Raw genomic sequence first — 18,402 nt, forward strand, 5'->3', positions numbered from 1 at the left:
TACTTGAAAAACAGAGATTATGTGATACAATAAATCATGTGTAAATGTGTCCATTGGAATTCGCACTGAAATGACAGTGCGTTTTTTAAACGGTCAATCACATGAGTTAGCACAATGCTATTCTTAGGAGGTGAGGACAATGGCACAACGCATTCCTCAGGAAGTCATTGAGGAAGTTCGTCACCGAACGAATATAGTAGATATTATTGGGCAGTATGTCCAGTTAAAAAAATCCGGTAAAAATTATATGGGTTTATGTCCGTTTCACGAAGAACGTTCCCCTTCATTTTCAGTAGCAGAAGACAAACAAATTTTTCACTGTTTTGGCTGCGGGAAAGGTGGAACTGTTTTTAATTTCTTGCAAGAAATTGAAGGCATTAGTTTTCCAGAATCCGTGAAACGTGTTGCAGATTTGGAACATTTATCTGTGGACTTTGATTGGTCAGAGCCGCGTGAAGTAGCGGATACCCCAGAAAACCAACAAAGACGGAGTTTGTTACAACTGCATAGTAAAGCCGCAGAACTTTACCATCATATTTTAGTGAATACTAAAATTGGCGAACCCGCATTAAACTATTTATTAGAGCGGGGGTTAACACAAGAACTAATTGAGACCTTTCAAATTGGATTTGCGCCGCAAAAACGTGATTTCTTAAGTCAAGTTTTTAAAAATGAACAACTGGATGAAATGCTTTTTGAGTCTTCTGGGCTGTTTGTCCAAAGAGATAACGGTACGTTTTTAGATCGTTTCTATCAACGAATCATGTTTCCAATTAATGATCCCCAAGGCAATGTCATCGCCTTTTCTGGTCGCTTGTTAAAAACAGCTGATTTTCCAGGGGATGAGATGCCTAAATATTTGAATAGTCCTGAAACAACACTTTTTAATAAGCGAGAAACGCTGTTTAACTTTGATAAAGCCAGAAAAGAAATTCGTAAAGAAAATACGGTCTTGCTTTTTGAAGGATTCATGGATGTTATCGCTGCTTGGCAATCAGGCGTAAAAAGTGGCGTGGCTTCAATGGGGACTAGTTTGACTAATGAACAAATTCGGCGTTTGGAACGGGTCGCTAAGGAAGTAGTTATTTGTTACGATGGCGATAATGCCGGTGTTCAAGCCACAAACCGTGCGATTCAATTATTGCAAGAAAACAGTCATTTTGACTTGAGTATTGTCAGTATCCCTGAAAAGCTGGATCCTGATGAATATGTGCGGAAATATGGCGCAGAAGCTTTTCAAAATTTAGCCAATCATGGCCGAGAAACAGTTTTTAGTTTTAAAATGAATTATCATCGTTTAACTAGAAACATGAATAACGAAAAAGAACAATTGGATTATGTGAACGAATTGTTACGGGAGTTAACCAATGTTCAATCTCCCTTGGAACGTGATCGTTATTTAAACCAAATTGCTCAGGAATTTCAACTTTCTGTTCATAGTTTGGAAGAACAATTCAATCAATTGAAGCAAGAGCAACGTTCAGTCCAACGGCAAGAAAGGCAACAATTTTATCAAGATGAAATGATGCCACCACCAATGGAAGAACCTGTTTTTGAAGAGAATCACGTTCAGAACAAGTTACCGTTAACCCAAGTTCAAAAAGCAGAACGTTCTTTACTATTTCGTTTAATGAATGAACAAGGAGTACGGCAGACCGTTCAACAATTGCCAGATTTTTCATTCGCTCATGATGAATACCAAGAATTATATTTCTTGCTAGAAAGTTATGCGACACTGCATCAAAGTTTCGACATTGCCGATTTTATTAATTTCTTGCAAGATAATCAAACCAAACAATTAGCAATTGAAATTGCGTATCAGAATTTATCGGAAGAAAGCTCTGAGCGAGAAGTTGCCGATTTATTACATGTAATTGCCTTATCAAGTATTGCAGAGGCAATTGAGCAGAAAAAGATTCAACAGCAAGAAGCAAAACGAGTGGGCAACCAACAGCTTGAAGCCGAATTAACAATGGAGATTATCCAATTGGCACGACAGCTTAAAGCTCAACGAACATTTACTTAAGTAATAAATGAATAGAACCAAACGTTTTGTTCATTTTATTTTGATAAGTCCCAGTGATTTATCTTTTATTTCAAGCGTGAACCGAAAAATGAAGGGGGCCTTCTTTCATGGAAAAAGAAACAAGTAAAAAATATGAAGCTGCAGTGGCAGCATTTATCAAAGAAAACAAGCCTAAAGGAACAGTGGTTTATGATGATTTAGCGAATCAATTAGCCACACCGTATACTTTGGATGCGGAAGCTATGGAAAAATTGATCCAAAAAGTTGAAGATGCTGGTATCAGCGTGGTCGATGAAAATGGAGACCCAAGTGAACATAGCTTGAAAAAAGATGAAAAAGAAGCGGAAAAGGCCCAAGCAGAAGACTTATCTGCGCCAACAGGTGTTAAAATTAATGATCCCGTGCGTATGTACCTCAAAGAAATTGGGCGCGTTCAATTATTAACTGCCGCAGAAGAAGTTGAATTGGCACTTAAAATTGAAGAAGGCGATCAAGAAGCAAAACAACGTTTAGCAGAAGCTAACTTACGTTTGGTTGTTTCAATTGCTAAACGATATGTAGGTCGTGGTATGCAATTCTTGGATTTAATTCAAGAAGGTAATATGGGCTTAATGAAAGCTGTTGAAAAATTTGACTACCGTAAAGGGTTCAAATTCTCTACGTATGCTACTTGGTGGATTCGTCAAGCGATTACGCGGGCAATTGCGGACCAAGCTAGAACGATTCGAATTCCTGTTCACATGGTTGAAACAATCAATAAATTGATTCGGATTCAACGCCAACTATTGCAAGATTTAGGTAGAGAACCAACGCCAGAAGAAATTGGTGCGGAAATGGATTTACCAACAGAAAAAGTTCGTGAAATCCTAAAAATCGCACAAGAGCCAGTCTCTTTAGAAACACCAATTGGTGAAGAAGATGATTCACATTTAGGTGATTTCATTGAAGACCAAGATGCTACCAGTCCTGCTGAACATGCAGCTTACGAATTGTTAAAAGAACAACTAGAAGATGTTCTGGATACTTTAACAGACCGTGAAGAAAATGTTTTACGTTTACGTTTTGGTTTAGATGATGGTCGGACACGTACGCTAGAAGAAGTCGGAAAAGTTTTCGGTGTCACTCGCGAACGTATTCGTCAAATTGAAGCAAAAGCGTTAAGAAAATTAAGACATCCTTCTCGTTCAAAACAATTAAAAGACTTTTTAGAATAAACATACCGTTTAGCGGCTCTTTTCGTGCATGCGAGAAGAGCCGCTTTTGATTTTTAAAAAGTCTCTAAATGTCATTGCTAGTTATTGGAAGAAGGCGCAAGTTGTGGTAAATTAGAAGTAATGGAATATTAGCAGAATGTGAGGCGGAAGAATGACAAAGAAATGTCCGAAGTGCGGGAACGAATTCGATGCAGAATTAACGACCTGCCCAACATGTGGCTATTCACTAACTGACACAACAGTTGATACAGAAGAAGCGGAAACGACTTCAACCAATATAGATTTTGAAACACAGGAAAATGACCAACACGAAAATCAATTAAATGAGAATATTGAGTGGTCTGAGTTAAAAGATATGAGCTTAGGCCATGTGATGGAACTATTTGGCGAATCACCAGAAGAAGAAAGTAGTGATGACAAAAAAGAAGAGTCGACAGAAGATAGCTTAATAGTCTCTGATTCAGAGGATGTTTCTGGTCCAGAAGCAGCGCTTCAAGAAGGGGCTAGTGAGGAGACTCATGATTTGGTGGAGGAAACGACACCAGCGACAGAAGCGATGCCTACTCATTTAACAGAAGAAGAACTAGCAACGGACGAAGCAGTTACTTTAGAAGAACCAACAGAAGAAACAACTACTGTTGAAGCAGAAACGGCTGAGGTATCTGAGACGGTGAAGTCAGAAGAGGCAGCTTTAACAGAAATTTCAGGAACTGAAGTTATCCCTGCTACTTCTGAAGAAGAAATTTTTTCACAACCACCGATAAAAGATCAAGATGTAACACCAAACGAAACTTTGCAAGCTTATATTCAAGCGCATCGAGCAGATACAGAAATGTCTGAAAATCAATCAGAAGAAACAGCAGAGACCCAAGAGTTAGAAAACAGCGGTGAGGCAGTATTAACCCAAGCCGAAACACCAACTGAATCCATTTCAGATTCTGAAGAAGGGTTAACAAGTGCAGCGTCGCTAGAGGTACCGAGCGACGCTGATGCAACCGAGGAAAAAGTTTCAGATTCAGGTGTGATACCACCGATGAATGAAACTGGGAATGCTCAACCAGCGCCTGCTCCGAAGAAACCATCAAAAAAAGTGGCTTTCGTTGCGCTTGCGGTTGTTTTATTAGCTGGAGGTAGTGCTTGGGCGTATCATGATCAAACGCAAAAAGCTGCCGCGCAAGAGGCGGCGGCACTAACCAAGAAAACAGATACGCTGAAAGATGAACTAGCAGCCTTTTATACCACGAAGGAGCAAGTTTTTATTAAACCCGATATGGTGACTGTTAGTCCAGAAAAACTCTCAAAACAAGTCGCGGAAATTAAAGATTCAGAAGAGTATTCTCAATTAAATAAACAAATTCAAACATTGAAAGAGAAGCAACAAACCATTCAACAAATCAACCAATTATTTGAGGCGCCGATTGTCAATGGCAATGAGTTGAAACCGGCGATTCTAGCTGCTGATCAACCAATTTCCGTAAAGAAATTAACAGGAAATGATCCATTTGACCAATTGATGAACCAAGCAATCGATCAAGCGAACCAACAATACAACCAATTACAAAAAGCTAAAAAAGCGGTTGAGGTCATTTATAAAGATGGAAAAACTACCAATCAGCTGAATCGAGACACGTATCAAGCTGCTAAGGCAGAAGTAGATAAAGTAACAAGTGATAAGCTGAAAAAAGAACTGGTCAAACAAGTCACGACAGCTGACCAAGCGTTAACCAAGGTTGAAGAAGAACAGAAAAGAATTGCAGAAGAACAAGCTGCCGCAGAGCAAGCAAAACAAGCAGAAGAACAAGCGAAACAAGATGCTGCCGCGAAAAAAGAGAACGCTAAGAAGGAAGAAACAGTAAAAACAGAAGCGAATGGCTACACGGCGCCGAATAGTGACGGGGTTTACACTAGTCCGCTTTATGCGCCAGATGCTGCCGATATCGCTGATAGTAGCAATCCAGCATGGACATGGGCACCAGGAGTGAAAGAAAAAGTCTTAGACACAGTGATTGCTCGTGGCTATGTGGTTCCTGGCGGCTATTCTTTAGAACCTGCCAAAATTGTGAATGGCGAAGGTTACTACAATCTTTATGCAACCAACAATCAATCAAAATTATTAGAAGGCACTACAGAGAAAAATGTTCACATGTACTTAGTTACAATCAATGCTAAAACAGGTTGGTTCAAAGGGAACGCTTCTCGTAATGCAGGGCAATAAAAGAAAATAGAAACAATCGAACAAAAGCGGAAATCTTTTGTTCGATTGCTTTTCCTTGAGGAGTTAATGATAAATGAGAGAATTACTAGCAACAACATTTACCGGCATTGTAGTCGATGAAAATGAACAATTTTATTTTGTTCAAAAAAATGGCATCACATTCCGTTTAAAAAAAGAAGAAGGTACACATGCTATAGGGGAGGCTGTAGAAGGGTTTGGTTATTTAAATCAAAAACAAGAGCCAGCACTGACAACTACAATTCCTACTGTGCGCATTGGTAGCTATGGCTTTGGTACTGTCACAGGAACGAGACGTGATTTAGGTGTCTTTGTAGACGTTGGCTTACCAGATAAAGATGTCGTTATTTCGTTGGATGAATTACCAACTATGCGGGAACTTTGGCCTAAAAAAGAAGACCGAGTAATGGTTACTTTAAAAGTGGACAGTAAAGACCGCATTTGGGGCGAATTAGCAGATGAAAAAGTCTTTAAAGCCATGGCGAAACGCGGGAATGCTGAAATGCAAAACCAAAACTTAACTGGGCATGTGTATCGTCTGAAACTTGCAGGAACGTATATTTTAACTGATGATTTATACATTGGATTTATCCATCCTTCTGAACGATTCCAGGAACCACGTTTAGGTGAAAAAGTAGTGGGACGTGTGATTGGCGTGCGGCCGGACGGCGTATTGAATCTTTCATTAAAACCAAGAAGTCATGAAGTAATCAGCGATGATGCGTTAATGATTCTAACTTTCTTAGAAAGAGCAAACGATCACCAAATTCCTTTCACCGATAAATCAAGCCCTGCTGAAATTAAACAAACCTTTGGCATTAGTAAAGCGCAATTTAAACGCGCCTTAGGCCATTTAATGAAACAAAAATTAATTAAACAAGAAGATGGTAAAACAATTCTAATTGGCTCGTTGGAACAATCAAAAGAAAAAAATTAAGGTAGCTAATTGAGAATATCTTGCAAATTACAGTTATTTCTTTTATAATTATTTTAATTTGATTGATAAATTAAGTTTCTTAATTTGTAATCATTCTAAACAAGGAGCTGTAATAATGGATTCGACTGCTGCTTTAAAAAAGACAAAAAAACAATTACATGAATCAGGCTTTAAATTAACACCACAACGGGAAGCAACCGTACTTGTATTATTGGAAAATGAAAAAGATCATTTATCAGCAGAAGAAATTTACTTCTTGGTAAAACAAAAAAGTCCGGAAATTGGTCTAGCAACAGTCTATCGAACGCTAGAAATCTTAACAGACTTAAAAGTCGTTGATAAGGTGAGCTTTAACGATGGTTTAGCTCGCTATGATTTAAGAAAAGAAGGCGCCAAGCACTTTCACCACCATTTGTTATGCTTAGAATGTGGCACAATTGAGGAAGTGGAAGAAGACTTGCTTGGTGAAGTAGAGCAAATTGTTGAAAGTCGGTATCATTTTTTAGTCAAAGATCATCGCTTAACTTTTCATGGTATTTGTCAAAGTTGTCAAAGTAAACATTAAAAAAAACTGCCTTGCATTAATTAATGCAAGGCAGTTTTTTATTCATTGAAATTATAAATTAGCAAATTTTTCCAATAAGCGAATCATTTGGCAAGTAAAACCATATTCATTGTCATACCAAGCCACAGTTTTCACTAATTGGAAATCGCCAGCTGTCGTTACTTCTGTTTGCGTTGGGTCAAAAATCGACCCTTCTGTCGTGCCGATGATGTCTCCAGAAACAATTTCACGATCATCATAACCGAAAGAAGGGTTATCAATGGTGTGTTTTTTCATTGCTTCATTTACTTGATCAGCTGTTACTTTTGTTTTTAAAATGCTAACTAATTCTGTTAAGGATCCATCCACAACGGGAACACGTTGGGCATGGCCTTGTAATTTTCCATTAAGTTCTGGAATAACTAAGCCAATTGCTTTAGCAGCACCAGTTGAATGGGGAATAGTATTGTCTGCAGCAGAGCGTGCCGCACGAAGATTTCCGCCACGAACAGGGCCATCTAGTAACATTTGTGTTGATGTGTAGGCATGGACAGTTGTCATGGTACCAACTTCAATACCGAATTCATTATTTAAGAAGTAAGCCATCGGTGCTAGACAGTTTGTCGTACATGAGCCGGCAGAAATGATTTTATCTTTGGCATCAAGTGTATCATCATTGACGTTATAAACGATGGTTTTCATTGCGCCTGCAGGAGCAGAGATAACCACACGTTTCACACCTGCATCTAAATGAGCTTGTGCTTTTTCTTCCGAGGTATAAAAACCTGTACATTCAAGGACAATGTCTACTCCGTTTTCTTTAACCCAAGGGATTTTACTTGCATCTGGTTCTGCGTAGACACGGGTTTCTTCGCCGTCAACCACAATGCCATTTTCAGTGGCTGTCACGGTGCCAGGATAGGTGCCATGCGTAGAGTCAAATTGTAATAAGTGAGCCAACATTGTGGGGCTAGTCAAATCATTGATTGCCACAACTTCAATATCATCAGAAACTTCTTTTATTCGGCGAAAGGCTAAACGACCAATTCTTCCAAAACCGTTAATTCCTACTTTGACTGTCATAACAAAAATTCCTCCTTTAGCTGTTTGTGTTTCTTTGAACCCTTGCTGAAAAAGTGATTTTCTTCAACTATCTATAGTATGAACCTCTAAAATTTTTTTGTCAAAAGACTGATAGCGAAGCGACAAAAAGAAAGCGAAAGATTCATGAGAAATTTTGCTTTTTCCAACGATAACTAACTAGAATTGCTAGACAAACGATTGTTTTCCCGATACAATAATAAAGACTTTCAAATCACGCTTTTTGAAGTGATTAAAGATAGTAGAAGTAGAATAGGAGGACAAATTATATGTCCATGTTTTTAGATCAAGTGACGATTGATGTCAAAGCTGGTAAAGGCGGCGACGGAATGGTTGCTTTCCGTAGAGAAAAATATGTACCAGATGGGGGTCCCGCTGGTGGTGATGGCGGTCGCGGTGGCGACGTTGTTTTAGTTGTTGAAGAAGGATTACGCACATTAATGGATTTCCGGTTTAATCGTCATTTTAAGGCGACACCTGGAGAAAATGGTATGAGTAAAGGAATGCACGGTCGTGGTTCAGAAGATTTACTTGTCAAAGTTCCACCAGGTACAACAGTTCGTGATGCAGAAACTGGAGCCTTAATTGGGGATTTAATTGAGAATGGTCAGACCTTAGTAGTAGCAAAAGGCGGACGCGGTGGTCGCGGGAATATTCGCTTTGCTTCCCCAAGAAACCCTGCACCAGAAATTGCCGAAAACGGCGAACCTGGCCAAGAACGTAAAATCGAATTAGAATTAAAAGTTTTAGCAGATGTTGGGTTAGTTGGGTTTCCTTCTGTAGGAAAATCAACGTTACTCTCTGTTATCTCATCCGCACGTCCGAAAATTGGTGCCTATCATTTTACGACGTTAGTTCCAAACTTAGGGATGGTGACTACTAGTGACGGTCGAAGCTTCGCTGCAGCAGATTTGCCAGGCTTAATTGAAGGAGCTTCTCAAGGTGTCGGCTTAGGAACACAGTTCTTACGCCACATTGAACGGACGCGTGTTATTTTACATGTCATTGATATGAGCGGCATGGAAGGACGCGATCCTTATGAAGATTATTTGGCAATCAATAAAGAATTGGCTTCACACAATTTACGTTTGATGGAGCGACCTCAAATTATTGTTGCCAATAAAATGGACATGCCTGAAGCAGAAGAGAATTTAGCAAAATTTAAAGAGCAACTTGCGAAGGAACGCACCGATGAGTATGCTGATGAGCTACCTATTTTCCCAATCTCTGGGGTTACTCGTAAAGGTATTGAACCTTTATTAAATGCAACAGCTGACTTGTTGGAAGTAACGCCGGAATTCCCATTATATGAAGATGAAGTAGTAGAGGAAGAAACCGTTCGTTATGGCTTCCAACCAGAAGGTCCAGAATTTACGATTGATCGTGAACCAGATGCTTCATGGGTTTTATCTGGTGAAAAATTAGAAAAATTATTTGAAATGACGAATTTCGATCATGATGAAACAGTAATGCGTTTTGCACGTCAATTACGTGGTATGGGTGTCGATGAGGCATTACGAGCACGTGGCGCGAAAGATGGCGACATTGTTCGGATTGGTAACTTTGAATTTGAATTTGTCGAATAAGCATAAAACCAGTTCACTCAGTGGACTGGTTTTTTATTTTAAAATTAGTATTAAATCAGCGAATAGATTGAAATAATATTTTTAATAGCTTATAATTTTAAATGTAACAAAATAACAAACGAAAGGAGCGAAATTGAAATGGAAAACAATCAAGCAATGGTTCCTAAGTTTTCAGTTAAAAGTGCCGGTTTTCTTTTTAGTATGGGGCTCTTATGTGGTGTCCTGTTGCCGAGTGTTTTATTATGGACTTTCAATCTGCCGTTTAATATTGGTGCCATGATTTTTTTGCCTGTTGGGATTGCTTTTGCGTTAGCGTATAGTCATTATTTTATTGAAACGAAAACAGGTTTTTGTAAGCGTTTTATTTGGTTGTTTTTAATTTCTCTTATTTTATTAGAGCTTATCTCTTATTTATGGCTGATTAAAGGAGTTATTTTTTAAGAGAAAAACAGAGGAGAGGGTTATTTATGTTAGATAAATTGACTGTTTGGATTGAAAATCATCTAGCTGGACCAATGGCTAAAATTGCCAATCAGCGCCATTTACGTGCGGTGCGGGATGGGATTATTGCGACATTACCTTTAATTATTGTCGGTTCTTTTTTTCTAATTATTGCGTTTCCGCCGTTACCAGAATCTTGGGGCATTACTCAATTTTTAACAAGTAATGCTGCTACAATCTTATTGCCTTACCGAATGACGATGTACATTATGGCACTATATGCGACTTTTGGCATTGGCGCTAGTTTAGCGAAATCATATAATCTTGATCAAGTCTCAGGAGGGATTTTAGCCACGATTGCTTTTTTATTAACATTAGTACCTGTGGCAATTCCTGAAGAAGCCAGTAAAGCAGCTGGCGTTTCTGGCTTTGTTTTGCCAATGGCTAATTTGGGTGGTGCAGGGATGTTTGTCGGGATAGTTACGTCAATTATTGCTGTCGAAATCTATCGAGTGACAGATAAGTCTAAGTTCAAAATTACAATGCCTGATAACGTTCCGCCTGCTGTTGCTCGTTCATTTGAATCGCTGACGCCGACGTTGATTGTCATGTTATTGATTGGTTCAATCACTTATTATTTAGGCTTTGATTGGCACACCTTTGTAGGGAACTTAGTCGGACCACTAGTTCAAGCAGCGGACTCTTTATTGAGTGTCTTGCTGTTAGTCTTTTTAACCACATTTTTCTGGTTCTTTGGGATTCACGGCGCTTCAATCGTAGGATCGTTGGCGCGTCCTCTATGGCTACAACTATTAGAGGAAAATACGACTGCTAAAGCAGCTGGCGAAGCATTACCTCGGATTGCTGCAGAACCTTTTTACCAATGGTTTATTTGGATTGGTGGTGCCGGGGCCACAATTGGTTTAGCTATATTATTAGCCTTCCGGGCAAAATCAGAATATGGTTCAAAACTAGGGAAAGCTATTTTAGCACCGTCTATTTTTAATATTAATGAGCCAGTTATTTTCGGTGTACCGATTGTCTTAAATCCGATTTTAATGATTCCTTTTATCTTTGCACCAATGGTTTTAGCAACGATTGCTTGGTTTGCCACAAAATTAGGTTTAGTAAGTGAAGTTGTCTTTACCGCACCTTGGACCTTACCAGGGCCAATTGGCGCTTTTATGGCGACAGGCGGTGATTGGCGTGCTGCTGTTTTGAATATTATTTTAATTCTAGTGGCGATCTTGATTTACTATCCGTTCTTTGTAGCTTATGATAAAAACGAGCTTGCAAAAGAACAAGGAAAACAAACGGCAGAATAAAGAGAGCGACCGTTTAGTGTCCAGAACAAAAGGTGGATGACCATTTGTTCTGGACCTATTTGTTTAGAAGTATTAAAAATTCTCAATTTTTTTGAAATGTATAGAAAATTTTGAGAAAAGAAACGCATAAAAAAGTGTAAAATATTATATATATAATGGAAATGGTTTTCTTTTGTGTAAACATAATAAAGTTATTGTTAACTAAAAGAGAAAAGGGGTATGAAAATGGTTAGAACGAAGGTATATACGAAGGAAAAAATCTTAAACGTAGCTGAAAAAATTGCAGTAGATAAAGGTTTTTCTAGTTTAACCGCGAGAAATATTGCAGAGACTATGGGGATTTCTACGCAGCCGATTTATTTAGAATTTGTCAACATGGACGATTTAAAACGAACCTTAATTAAATCGTTATTTCATCGTATGCAATTATTTTATAAAGCAGATGTCGGTGCATCAGACCCAGCGATTGCATTGGGTCTGAACTTTATATTATTTGCTCAAAAACATCAAAAAGTCTATACAGCGTTATTTATGAAAGCGCATGGTTATGAAGAAGAACTACAACAAATGCTTCAAACTTTTTTTGAAGAACGTTTATTATTGGATAAAAAATATGTACAAATGGACAAAGAAAAATTTGTCGAATTATTTCCTAAAATGGTAGTGATCTATTTAGGGTTAGCCACAGCCGTTACAATGAAAACAATCGGTTTGACTAAGAATCAAGAAATTCAATTATTGAGTCAATTATTGATAGAAGAGTAGTATTTTTGTTATTTTAAATAAATAACAAAAATACGACATAAGTCTGAGAAAAAACTGGTCGTTGCGCCCGAGGAAGTATTGTTTAAAACTTGCTATACTTTGGAAGAAGTAACAGAGAATAATTACTCGGGAGGATTTGTGTGATGAAATTTATTAAATTTTTAGTGGTGACAGCAATTGTTATTGGTGGTGGTTTATTTGGGGCGAAGTTTTACGCAGAGAAGAACTCTGGCGAACTAGCTGGCGTGTTAGATCAATTAAATCCATTGGTTAAAGAAGGAAATGTGTATGTTAAAACAAAGAAAGCCGATAGCGTTAATGGTTATGGAATTGCTAGCTATACGCAAGTAGCCGCAGATGAGGAAGGCAAAACACGAGAAATAACTTTTACAGCGGACCATGAATTAAAAACAGATCATTATCTAAAAGTCTCAAATAAAGGGGCCCACATCAATACGTATGAAGAGGTCAATCAAGACCAAGTACCAGAAAAAGCATTACAAGCGATTCAAAAATAACAAAAAGTCAGAACGTAACTTCAGGGTACGTTCTGACTTTTTGTTATTTTTTTGCTTCTTGAAGAATATTAATTTTTTCAATTTTTACATCGGTTTTTGGTTTATCATTGGCACCAACTTCAACTTTGGCAATTTTATCAACAATATCCATTCCTTTGGTAACTTGACCGAAAACAGTATGTTTTTTATCAAGAGAAGGATAGCCGCCTTTTTTGTAAGCATCAATGATTGCTTTCGGATAATCATCATATAAAAGACCATCAGATTGATCATCTGTATTTTGGACAATAAAGAACTGACTGCCGTTAGTATTAGGTCCTGCATTCGCCATTGATAATGCGCCACGAATGTTATATAACTGGTTTGAAAATTCATCTTCAAATGGTTTATTCCAGATGCTGTTTCCGCCAGTTCCATCACCGCTAGGATCGCCACCTTGGATCATAAAGTTATTGATGACGCGGTGGAAAGTCAAGCCATCATAATAGCCATCTTTAGCATGTTTCATAAAGTTCTCGACAGTTTTTGGAGCCTGTTTAGGAAATAGTTTGATTTCAATATTTCCCATTGAAGTAACCATTTGGACTAAGTCTTGATCTTCGGCAACTTTATCATCTAGTTGGGGTAAATCTAGTGAATTTAAGTCGACCGAATCCTTTGTTTTACTTTCACTGGATTTAGCGACAGAATCACTCGTTGCGGTCGTGCCTTTATTATTGGTTGTGTTACAGCCTGCTAAAAGCAAGGTGAATGCTGCAACTGAAGCAACAGCAAGCATTTTCTTGTGTTTCATCTGTTTTCCTCTTCCTTTCTCACTGACAATTAGGTTCTTTTTTATCATAACAAAAGAAAAGATAACAAACCAGTGGAATTTTTATAAGATTTCCTATAGGAAAGGTGTAGACCACTTTTGTTTTTTTTGATACAATGTAAGCAGATACATTATTATGTTTTACAATTTAGGAGGCAGTCACATGGGAAAATTAGGTATTTCAATTTATCCAGAACGTTCAACATTTGAAAAGGACAAAGCATATTTGGATTTGGCTCATAAATACGGCTTTAAGCGTGTCTTTACTAGTTTATTACAAATCAATGATGATCGGGAAAAGGTATTAGCAGAGTTTAAAAAAGTCGTAGATTACGCCAACCAATTAGGCATGGAAGTGATGGTCGATATTAATCCTGCATTGTTTGAACAATTAGGCATCTCTTATGATGATTTATCATTTTTCCATGATATGGGTGCTTACGGTATTCGTTTAGATCTGGGCTTTACTGGGCAAGAAGAGGCGAATATGACAAGAAACCCTTATGGCATTAAAATTGAAATTAATATGAGTTCAGGGACAAGTTATGTAGATAATATCATGGCCTACTCACCAAATACAGAAAATTTATTAGGCTCGCATAATTTCTATCCACATCGTTATACAGGCTTGGGCTATGATCATTTTGTTTACTGCTCAGAAAAATTTAGAAAATATAATTTAAATACAATGGCGTTTGTGAACTCACACGATGCTACATTTGGGCCATGGCCAACACAAGATGGTTTATGTTCTTTAGAAGATCACCGCGATTTAGAAATTGCAACGCAAGTTAAGCATTTAGTTTTAACAGGATTAATCGATGATATTTCTGTCGGAAATGCTTATGCCTCAGAGGCAGAATTAGCAGCAATGGCAGAAGCCTTTCATGCACCTTATCCTTCGATCAAAGTGGATACAGAACCAGAAATCACAGAAGATGAACGAATTGCATTGTTCGATAACCTACACAGTTATCGTGGCGATCGTTCTGATTATGTTTTACGTTCAACAATGACACGTGTTTACTATAAAGATCGTCCTTTCCCCGCACATACAACGAGAGATATTGTTCGTGGCGATGTCTTGATTGACAACGTGGGCTACGGACAATACAAAGGGGAAACACAAATTGCTTTAAAAGAAATGAAAAATGACGGCCGTGTCAATGTGGTTGGCCGTATTTCTGATGATGAACGTTTCTTATTAGAATTTTTGAAACCATGGTCAAGTTTTAAACTTATTGAAAATAAATAATTTTTACTTTCCTATAAATAGATAAGTGGAGCATAGCGTAAAAGACAATATTTTTATGCTATGCTTTTTTTGTGTAGTAACAAAATTGTCCCTTTGTAGTGGTAAAGAAAGATGGTTGAATCTTTGAATGGTGGTTGTCAAAAAATGAGCAACAACTTATAATGAAGCATACAGTTTAAATAAAAGGAGTACGTAGATGAATCGATGGTTAAAAATTTTGATTGCGCTTATTGTAGTAATTGCAATTGCTTTAATTGCGGCAGGCTTATACTTTTATAATTATGCAGTGGTTCCAGGAAAGAAAGACTTTATAAATGAGAATACCCCAGGATCAAAAGTGGTCCAGACACCTGAAGGCGCGTGGTTTAAAGATGACAAAAATCGACAAGAATGGTCAATTACTTCGGAAGATGGGCTACGTCTAAAGGCCATTTATTTGCCAGCTGACAAAAAAAGTAATCGTACTGTTATTATGGCGCATGGTTATATGGGTTCGGCAGAAACGATGTCTGTCTTTGCGAAAATGTATCATGATTGGGGCTACAATGTGTTAGCGCCAGATGCGCGTGGTCACGGGAAAAGCCAAGGAGATTATATTGGTTTCGGCTGGCCCGATCGTAAAGATTATGTCCAATGGATTGAGAAAGTTTTAACCGAAAATGGTCAGCAAGAACAAATCACTTTATACGGTGTCAGTATGGGTGCTGCCACAGTCATGATGACGAGTGGGGAAAAATTACCAGATAATGTGAAAGCCATTGTGGAAGATTGTGGCTATTCTACAGTCAATCAAGAATTAAAGTACCATTTAAAAGAGCTTTTCAATTTGCCAAGTTTCCCATTAATTAACGTTACTAGCGGGATTACGAAAATGCGAGCAGACTATTTCTTTGGGGAAGCAAGCGCTGTTAAACAATTACAAAAGAATCATTTACCGATGCTCTTTATTCATGGTGAAAATGATACGTTTGTGCCATTTAGTATGTTAGACGAAGTTTATAATGCCACCCAAGGGCCTAAAGAAAAATATGTCGTGCCTGGAGCGGAACATGCGAAAGCATATAATAAAGATCCAGAAAAATATAAGGAAACTGTAGCTGCTTTTCTGGATAAATATATAAAATAACAAATTTATTCTTTACTAATAGTAGTAAAAACAAAAGACTTGTTCTTAAGTTAACGACTTAGTGAACAAGTCTTTTATTCTCAGTTGATTTTTTTTAAGAAGTTGGAATTTACCCATGCAATCTAGGGCATAATCTGATAGGATAGTACTAGAAATGAGGGAAGGATAATGGAAGAACAATTAGTCGATTATTTACACTATTTACAAATAGAGCGGGGCTTATCAAATAACACACGACGGAGTTACGAGCGAGATTTAAAAAAATACGTAGCCTTTTTACAAGAACAAGGTCTGCATTCTTGGGATGAAGTTGACCGTTATATGATTACAGAATTTTTGCAATCTCTTCACGAAGAACAGCAAGCTTCAGCAAGTGTGATTCGGATGATTTCTAGTTTAAGAGGATTTCATCAATTTTTACGTCAAGAACGTTTAAGTGAGCATAATCCAATGCAACATATTGACTCCCCCAAGAAAGTTCAAAAATTGCCAAGTACATTATCTGTTGACGAAGTGACTCGATTAATTGAAACGCCTGATACAAGTAAACCACTAGGTATGCGGAATCGTGCTATTTTAGAAGTGATGTATGCAACGGGCCTGCGAGTTAGTGAACTAATTGAAATAAAATTAGGGGATCTGCATTTATCCATTGGTTTATTGCAAACAATCGGAAAAGGGGACAAAGAACGAATTATCCCTTTAGGCGATTATGCGATTCAATGGATTGAGCGCTATATGAACGAAGCCAGACCTCAATTGATTAAAAACCATCCGAATGAAACACACCTGTTCGTTAATCATCATGGCGAACCGTTATCTAGACAGGGCATTTGGAAAAATTTAAAACAGATTGTTCGAGAAGCTGAGATAGAGAAAAACATCACTCCCCATACGTTGCGGCATAGCTTTGCGACACATTTGTTGGAAAATGGCGCAGATCTTAGAATTGTGCAAGAATTATTAGGACATGCAGATATCTCCACGACACAAATTTATACACATATTACCAAACAACGAATGGCAGATGTTTATAAGGAACATTTTCCTCGGGCTTAATTTGCGAGAATGCCCACAAATGAATAAATTTATGGTAAACTAGGAAGTCGAGAAAAGAAAGTAGGTGTCGTTTTTGCAAGAAATTAATTTAAAACTAGATGTTTTTGAAGGACCACTGGATCTTCTACTACATTTAATTCAAAAATTAGAAATCGATATCTATGACATTCCCATTACAGCAGTAACTGAACAATACATGTCTTATATTCGTGCGATGCAAACCTTAGAGTTAGAAGTCGCTGGAGAATATCTAGTCATGGCTGCCACCTTAATGGCTATTAAAAGTCAGATGTTGCTTCCAAAACAAGAGCTTGAAATCATTGATGATGAAGATTTTTTTGAAGAGGAAGACCCACGGGAAGCTTTAGTAGCTCAGTTATTGGAGTATCGGAAATTTAAATATGCAGCGACTGTTTTACACGAAAAAGAAGAAGAACGTAAACTCTATTATACAAAAGAACCAATGGATATGGATGATTATAAAGAGGAAGATACAACACTACCGCCTAATCAAATCAATACAATTGATTTATTTCTAGCCTTTCACGCCATGTTAGAAAAGAAAAAAAATCGCCAGCCTGTTGAAACAACTGTGGCCAGTGACGATGTTTCCATCGAAGAAAAAATCACCGCTATTTCAGAACGTATGCGTCAAGTACAGAAAGGGAAGGCAGTGTCGTTTGATTCTTTCTTCGATTCTTATTCCAAACAAGAAATTGTGACAACGTTCATGGCTCTTTTAGAATTAATGAAAACGGGCGTGATTTATGCTGAACAAGAAAACAATTATAGTGAAATTTTGTTATTTAATACAGAAACCCAGCAGGAAGATACAACAGAGGTGGAGGAAACACAGTGACATTAGTTAGTCAAATTGAAGCAATTTTATTTGTGGTTGGCGAAGAAGGAATTGGCTTGGAAGAGCTTGCGTACTTATTAGAGAAGTCAACAGCAAAAACCTATGAAGAGTTAACGAAATTGAAAGAACATTATGCTTCTGACAATAAATCGGCATTGAATATTTTAGAAGTCGGCAATCATTTTGTCTTAACAACTAAGAAAAAATATGCCTCATTACTGAAAAAATATGCGCAATCGCCTATGTCGAATGCTTTATCACAGGCGGCGCTAGAAACATTATCCATTATTGCTTATAAGCAACCAATTTCTCGTATTGAAATTGATGAAATTCGTGGCGTACAGACTTCTGGCTCTATCCAAAAGTTAGTTGCCCGTCAGTTGATAGAAGAAAAAGGCCGCGTAGATGGTCCTGGTAGAGCAATTTTGTATGGCACAACGAAGTATTTTATGGATTACTTTGGGTTGAAAAGTTTAGATGAATTACCAGATATCCAACAAATGGAAGATGAGTTAGAAGAAGAACTACCAATGGATCTATTTTTTGATCGTTATCAAGAAACGAACCCAATGTCTGAAACAACAGAAGGCGAGGAAGCTTAA

17 protein-coding genes are annotated in these 18,402 nt (G+C 37.8%); 15 read left to right on the forward strand and 2 right to left on the reverse strand.

The window, feature by feature from the left end:
* Window positions 1-139: 139 nt before the first annotated feature.
* The 5 genes from dnaG to fur all read left to right on the forward strand — a co-directional run bounded on the left by dnaG (window position 140) and on the right by fur (window position 6,975).
* Window positions 140-2,026 carry a DNA primase gene (gene dnaG, locus IGI87_RS06935; protein WP_438736533.1) on the forward strand — a complete coding sequence of 629 codons (1,887 nt, stop codon included), beginning with the start codon at window positions 140-142 and terminating at the stop codon, window positions 2,024-2,026.
* Window positions 2,027-2,133: 107 nt separating this feature from the next.
* A complete protein-coding gene (gene rpoD, locus IGI87_RS06940; RefSeq protein WP_002360364.1) occupies window positions 2,134-3,240 on the forward strand; it encodes an RNA polymerase sigma factor RpoD in 1,107 nt (368 codons plus the stop codon).
* 151 nt (window positions 3,241-3,391) lie between these two features.
* Complete coding sequence (locus IGI87_RS06945) at window positions 3,392-5,455, forward strand: cell division site-positioning protein MapZ family protein (protein WP_438736534.1); 2,064 nt, start codon at window positions 3,392-3,394, stop codon at window positions 5,453-5,455.
* 73 nt (window positions 5,456-5,528) lie between these two features.
* Window positions 5,529-6,410 (forward strand): CvfB family protein, encoded by an 882-nt coding sequence (locus IGI87_RS06950; RefSeq protein ID WP_113793992.1) that lies wholly within the window; start codon window positions 5,529-5,531, stop codon window positions 6,408-6,410.
* A gap of 115 nt (window positions 6,411-6,525) precedes the next feature.
* Window positions 6,526-6,975: a ferric iron uptake transcriptional regulator gene (fur, locus tag IGI87_RS06955; protein WP_002357640.1), complete on the forward strand. Its 450-nt coding sequence runs from the start codon at window positions 6,526-6,528 to the stop codon at window positions 6,973-6,975.
* Between the two features lie 51 nt (window positions 6,976-7,026).
* Here fur and gap read toward each other — a convergent pair whose 3' ends face one another.
* The gene (gene gap / locus IGI87_RS06960) at window positions 7,027-8,037 is read right to left on the reverse strand and encodes a type I glyceraldehyde-3-phosphate dehydrogenase (RefSeq protein ID WP_438736535.1); all 1,011 of its coding nucleotides are present in this window, start codon (window positions 8,035-8,037) and stop codon (window positions 7,027-7,029) included.
* Between the two features lie 287 nt (window positions 8,038-8,324).
* Here gap and obgE point away from each other — a divergent pair, with 287 nt between their 5' ends.
* From obgE to IGI87_RS06985, 5 genes are all read left to right on the forward strand, one after another.
* Window positions 8,325-9,641 carry a GTPase ObgE gene (gene obgE, locus IGI87_RS06965; protein WP_002384537.1) on the forward strand — a complete coding sequence of 439 codons (1,317 nt, stop codon included), beginning with the start codon at window positions 8,325-8,327 and terminating at the stop codon, window positions 9,639-9,641.
* Window positions 9,642-9,779: 138 nt separating this feature from the next.
* On the forward strand, window positions 9,780-10,082 hold the full coding sequence (locus tag IGI87_RS06970) for a hypothetical protein (protein ID WP_002357636.1): 303 nt from the start codon (window positions 9,780-9,782) through the stop codon (window positions 10,080-10,082).
* A 26-nt stretch (window positions 10,083-10,108) separates the two neighbouring features.
* The gene (locus tag IGI87_RS06975; RefSeq protein WP_280210443.1) at window positions 10,109-11,407 is read left to right on the forward strand and encodes a PTS sugar transporter subunit IIC; all 1,299 of its coding nucleotides are present in this window, start codon (window positions 10,109-10,111) and stop codon (window positions 11,405-11,407) included.
* Between the two features lie 219 nt (window positions 11,408-11,626).
* Complete coding sequence (locus tag IGI87_RS06980) at window positions 11,627-12,172, forward strand: TetR/AcrR family transcriptional regulator (RefSeq protein ID WP_317095309.1); 546 nt, start codon at window positions 11,627-11,629, stop codon at window positions 12,170-12,172.
* Window positions 12,173-12,315: 143 nt separating this feature from the next.
* Entirely contained in the window at window positions 12,316-12,690 is a 375-nt protein-coding gene (locus tag IGI87_RS06985; RefSeq protein ID WP_002357632.1) for a YxeA family protein, read from the forward strand.
* Window positions 12,691-12,733: 43 nt separating this feature from the next.
* On the opposite strand, the gene IGI87_RS06990 is transcribed toward IGI87_RS06985, so the two are convergent.
* Complete coding sequence (locus IGI87_RS06990; RefSeq protein ID WP_002374887.1) at window positions 12,734-13,483, reverse strand: peptidylprolyl isomerase; 750 nt, start codon at window positions 13,481-13,483, stop codon at window positions 12,734-12,736.
* 181 nt (window positions 13,484-13,664) lie between these two features.
* On the opposite strand from IGI87_RS06990, the gene IGI87_RS06995 reads away from it, so the two are divergent.
* From IGI87_RS06995 to scpB, 5 genes are all read left to right on the forward strand, one after another.
* A complete protein-coding gene (locus tag IGI87_RS06995; protein WP_002357630.1) occupies window positions 13,665-14,756 on the forward strand; it encodes a DUF871 domain-containing protein in 1,092 nt (363 codons plus the stop codon).
* 196 nt (window positions 14,757-14,952) lie between these two features.
* Window positions 14,953-15,882, forward strand: a complete 930-nt coding sequence (locus IGI87_RS07000) for an alpha/beta hydrolase (protein WP_438736536.1) — start codon at window positions 14,953-14,955, stop codon at window positions 15,880-15,882.
* 168 nt (window positions 15,883-16,050) lie between these two features.
* On the forward strand, window positions 16,051-16,941 hold the full coding sequence (gene xerD / locus IGI87_RS07005) for a site-specific tyrosine recombinase XerD (protein ID WP_113793998.1): 891 nt from the start codon (window positions 16,051-16,053) through the stop codon (window positions 16,939-16,941).
* Window positions 16,942-17,005: 64 nt separating this feature from the next.
* The gene (locus IGI87_RS07010) at window positions 17,006-17,800 is read left to right on the forward strand and encodes a segregation/condensation protein A (protein ID WP_438736537.1); all 795 of its coding nucleotides are present in this window, start codon (window positions 17,006-17,008) and stop codon (window positions 17,798-17,800) included.
* Complete coding sequence (gene scpB, locus IGI87_RS07015; protein ID WP_002357625.1) at window positions 17,797-18,402, forward strand: SMC-Scp complex subunit ScpB; 606 nt, start codon at window positions 17,797-17,799, stop codon at window positions 18,400-18,402. The genes IGI87_RS07010 and scpB overlap by 4 nt, the downstream gene beginning before the upstream one ends.

It is taken from the genome of Enterococcus sp. DIV1444a (assembly GCF_051712125.1).
GTDB lineage: Bacteria > Bacillota > Bacilli > Lactobacillales > Enterococcaceae > Enterococcus > Enterococcus faecalis.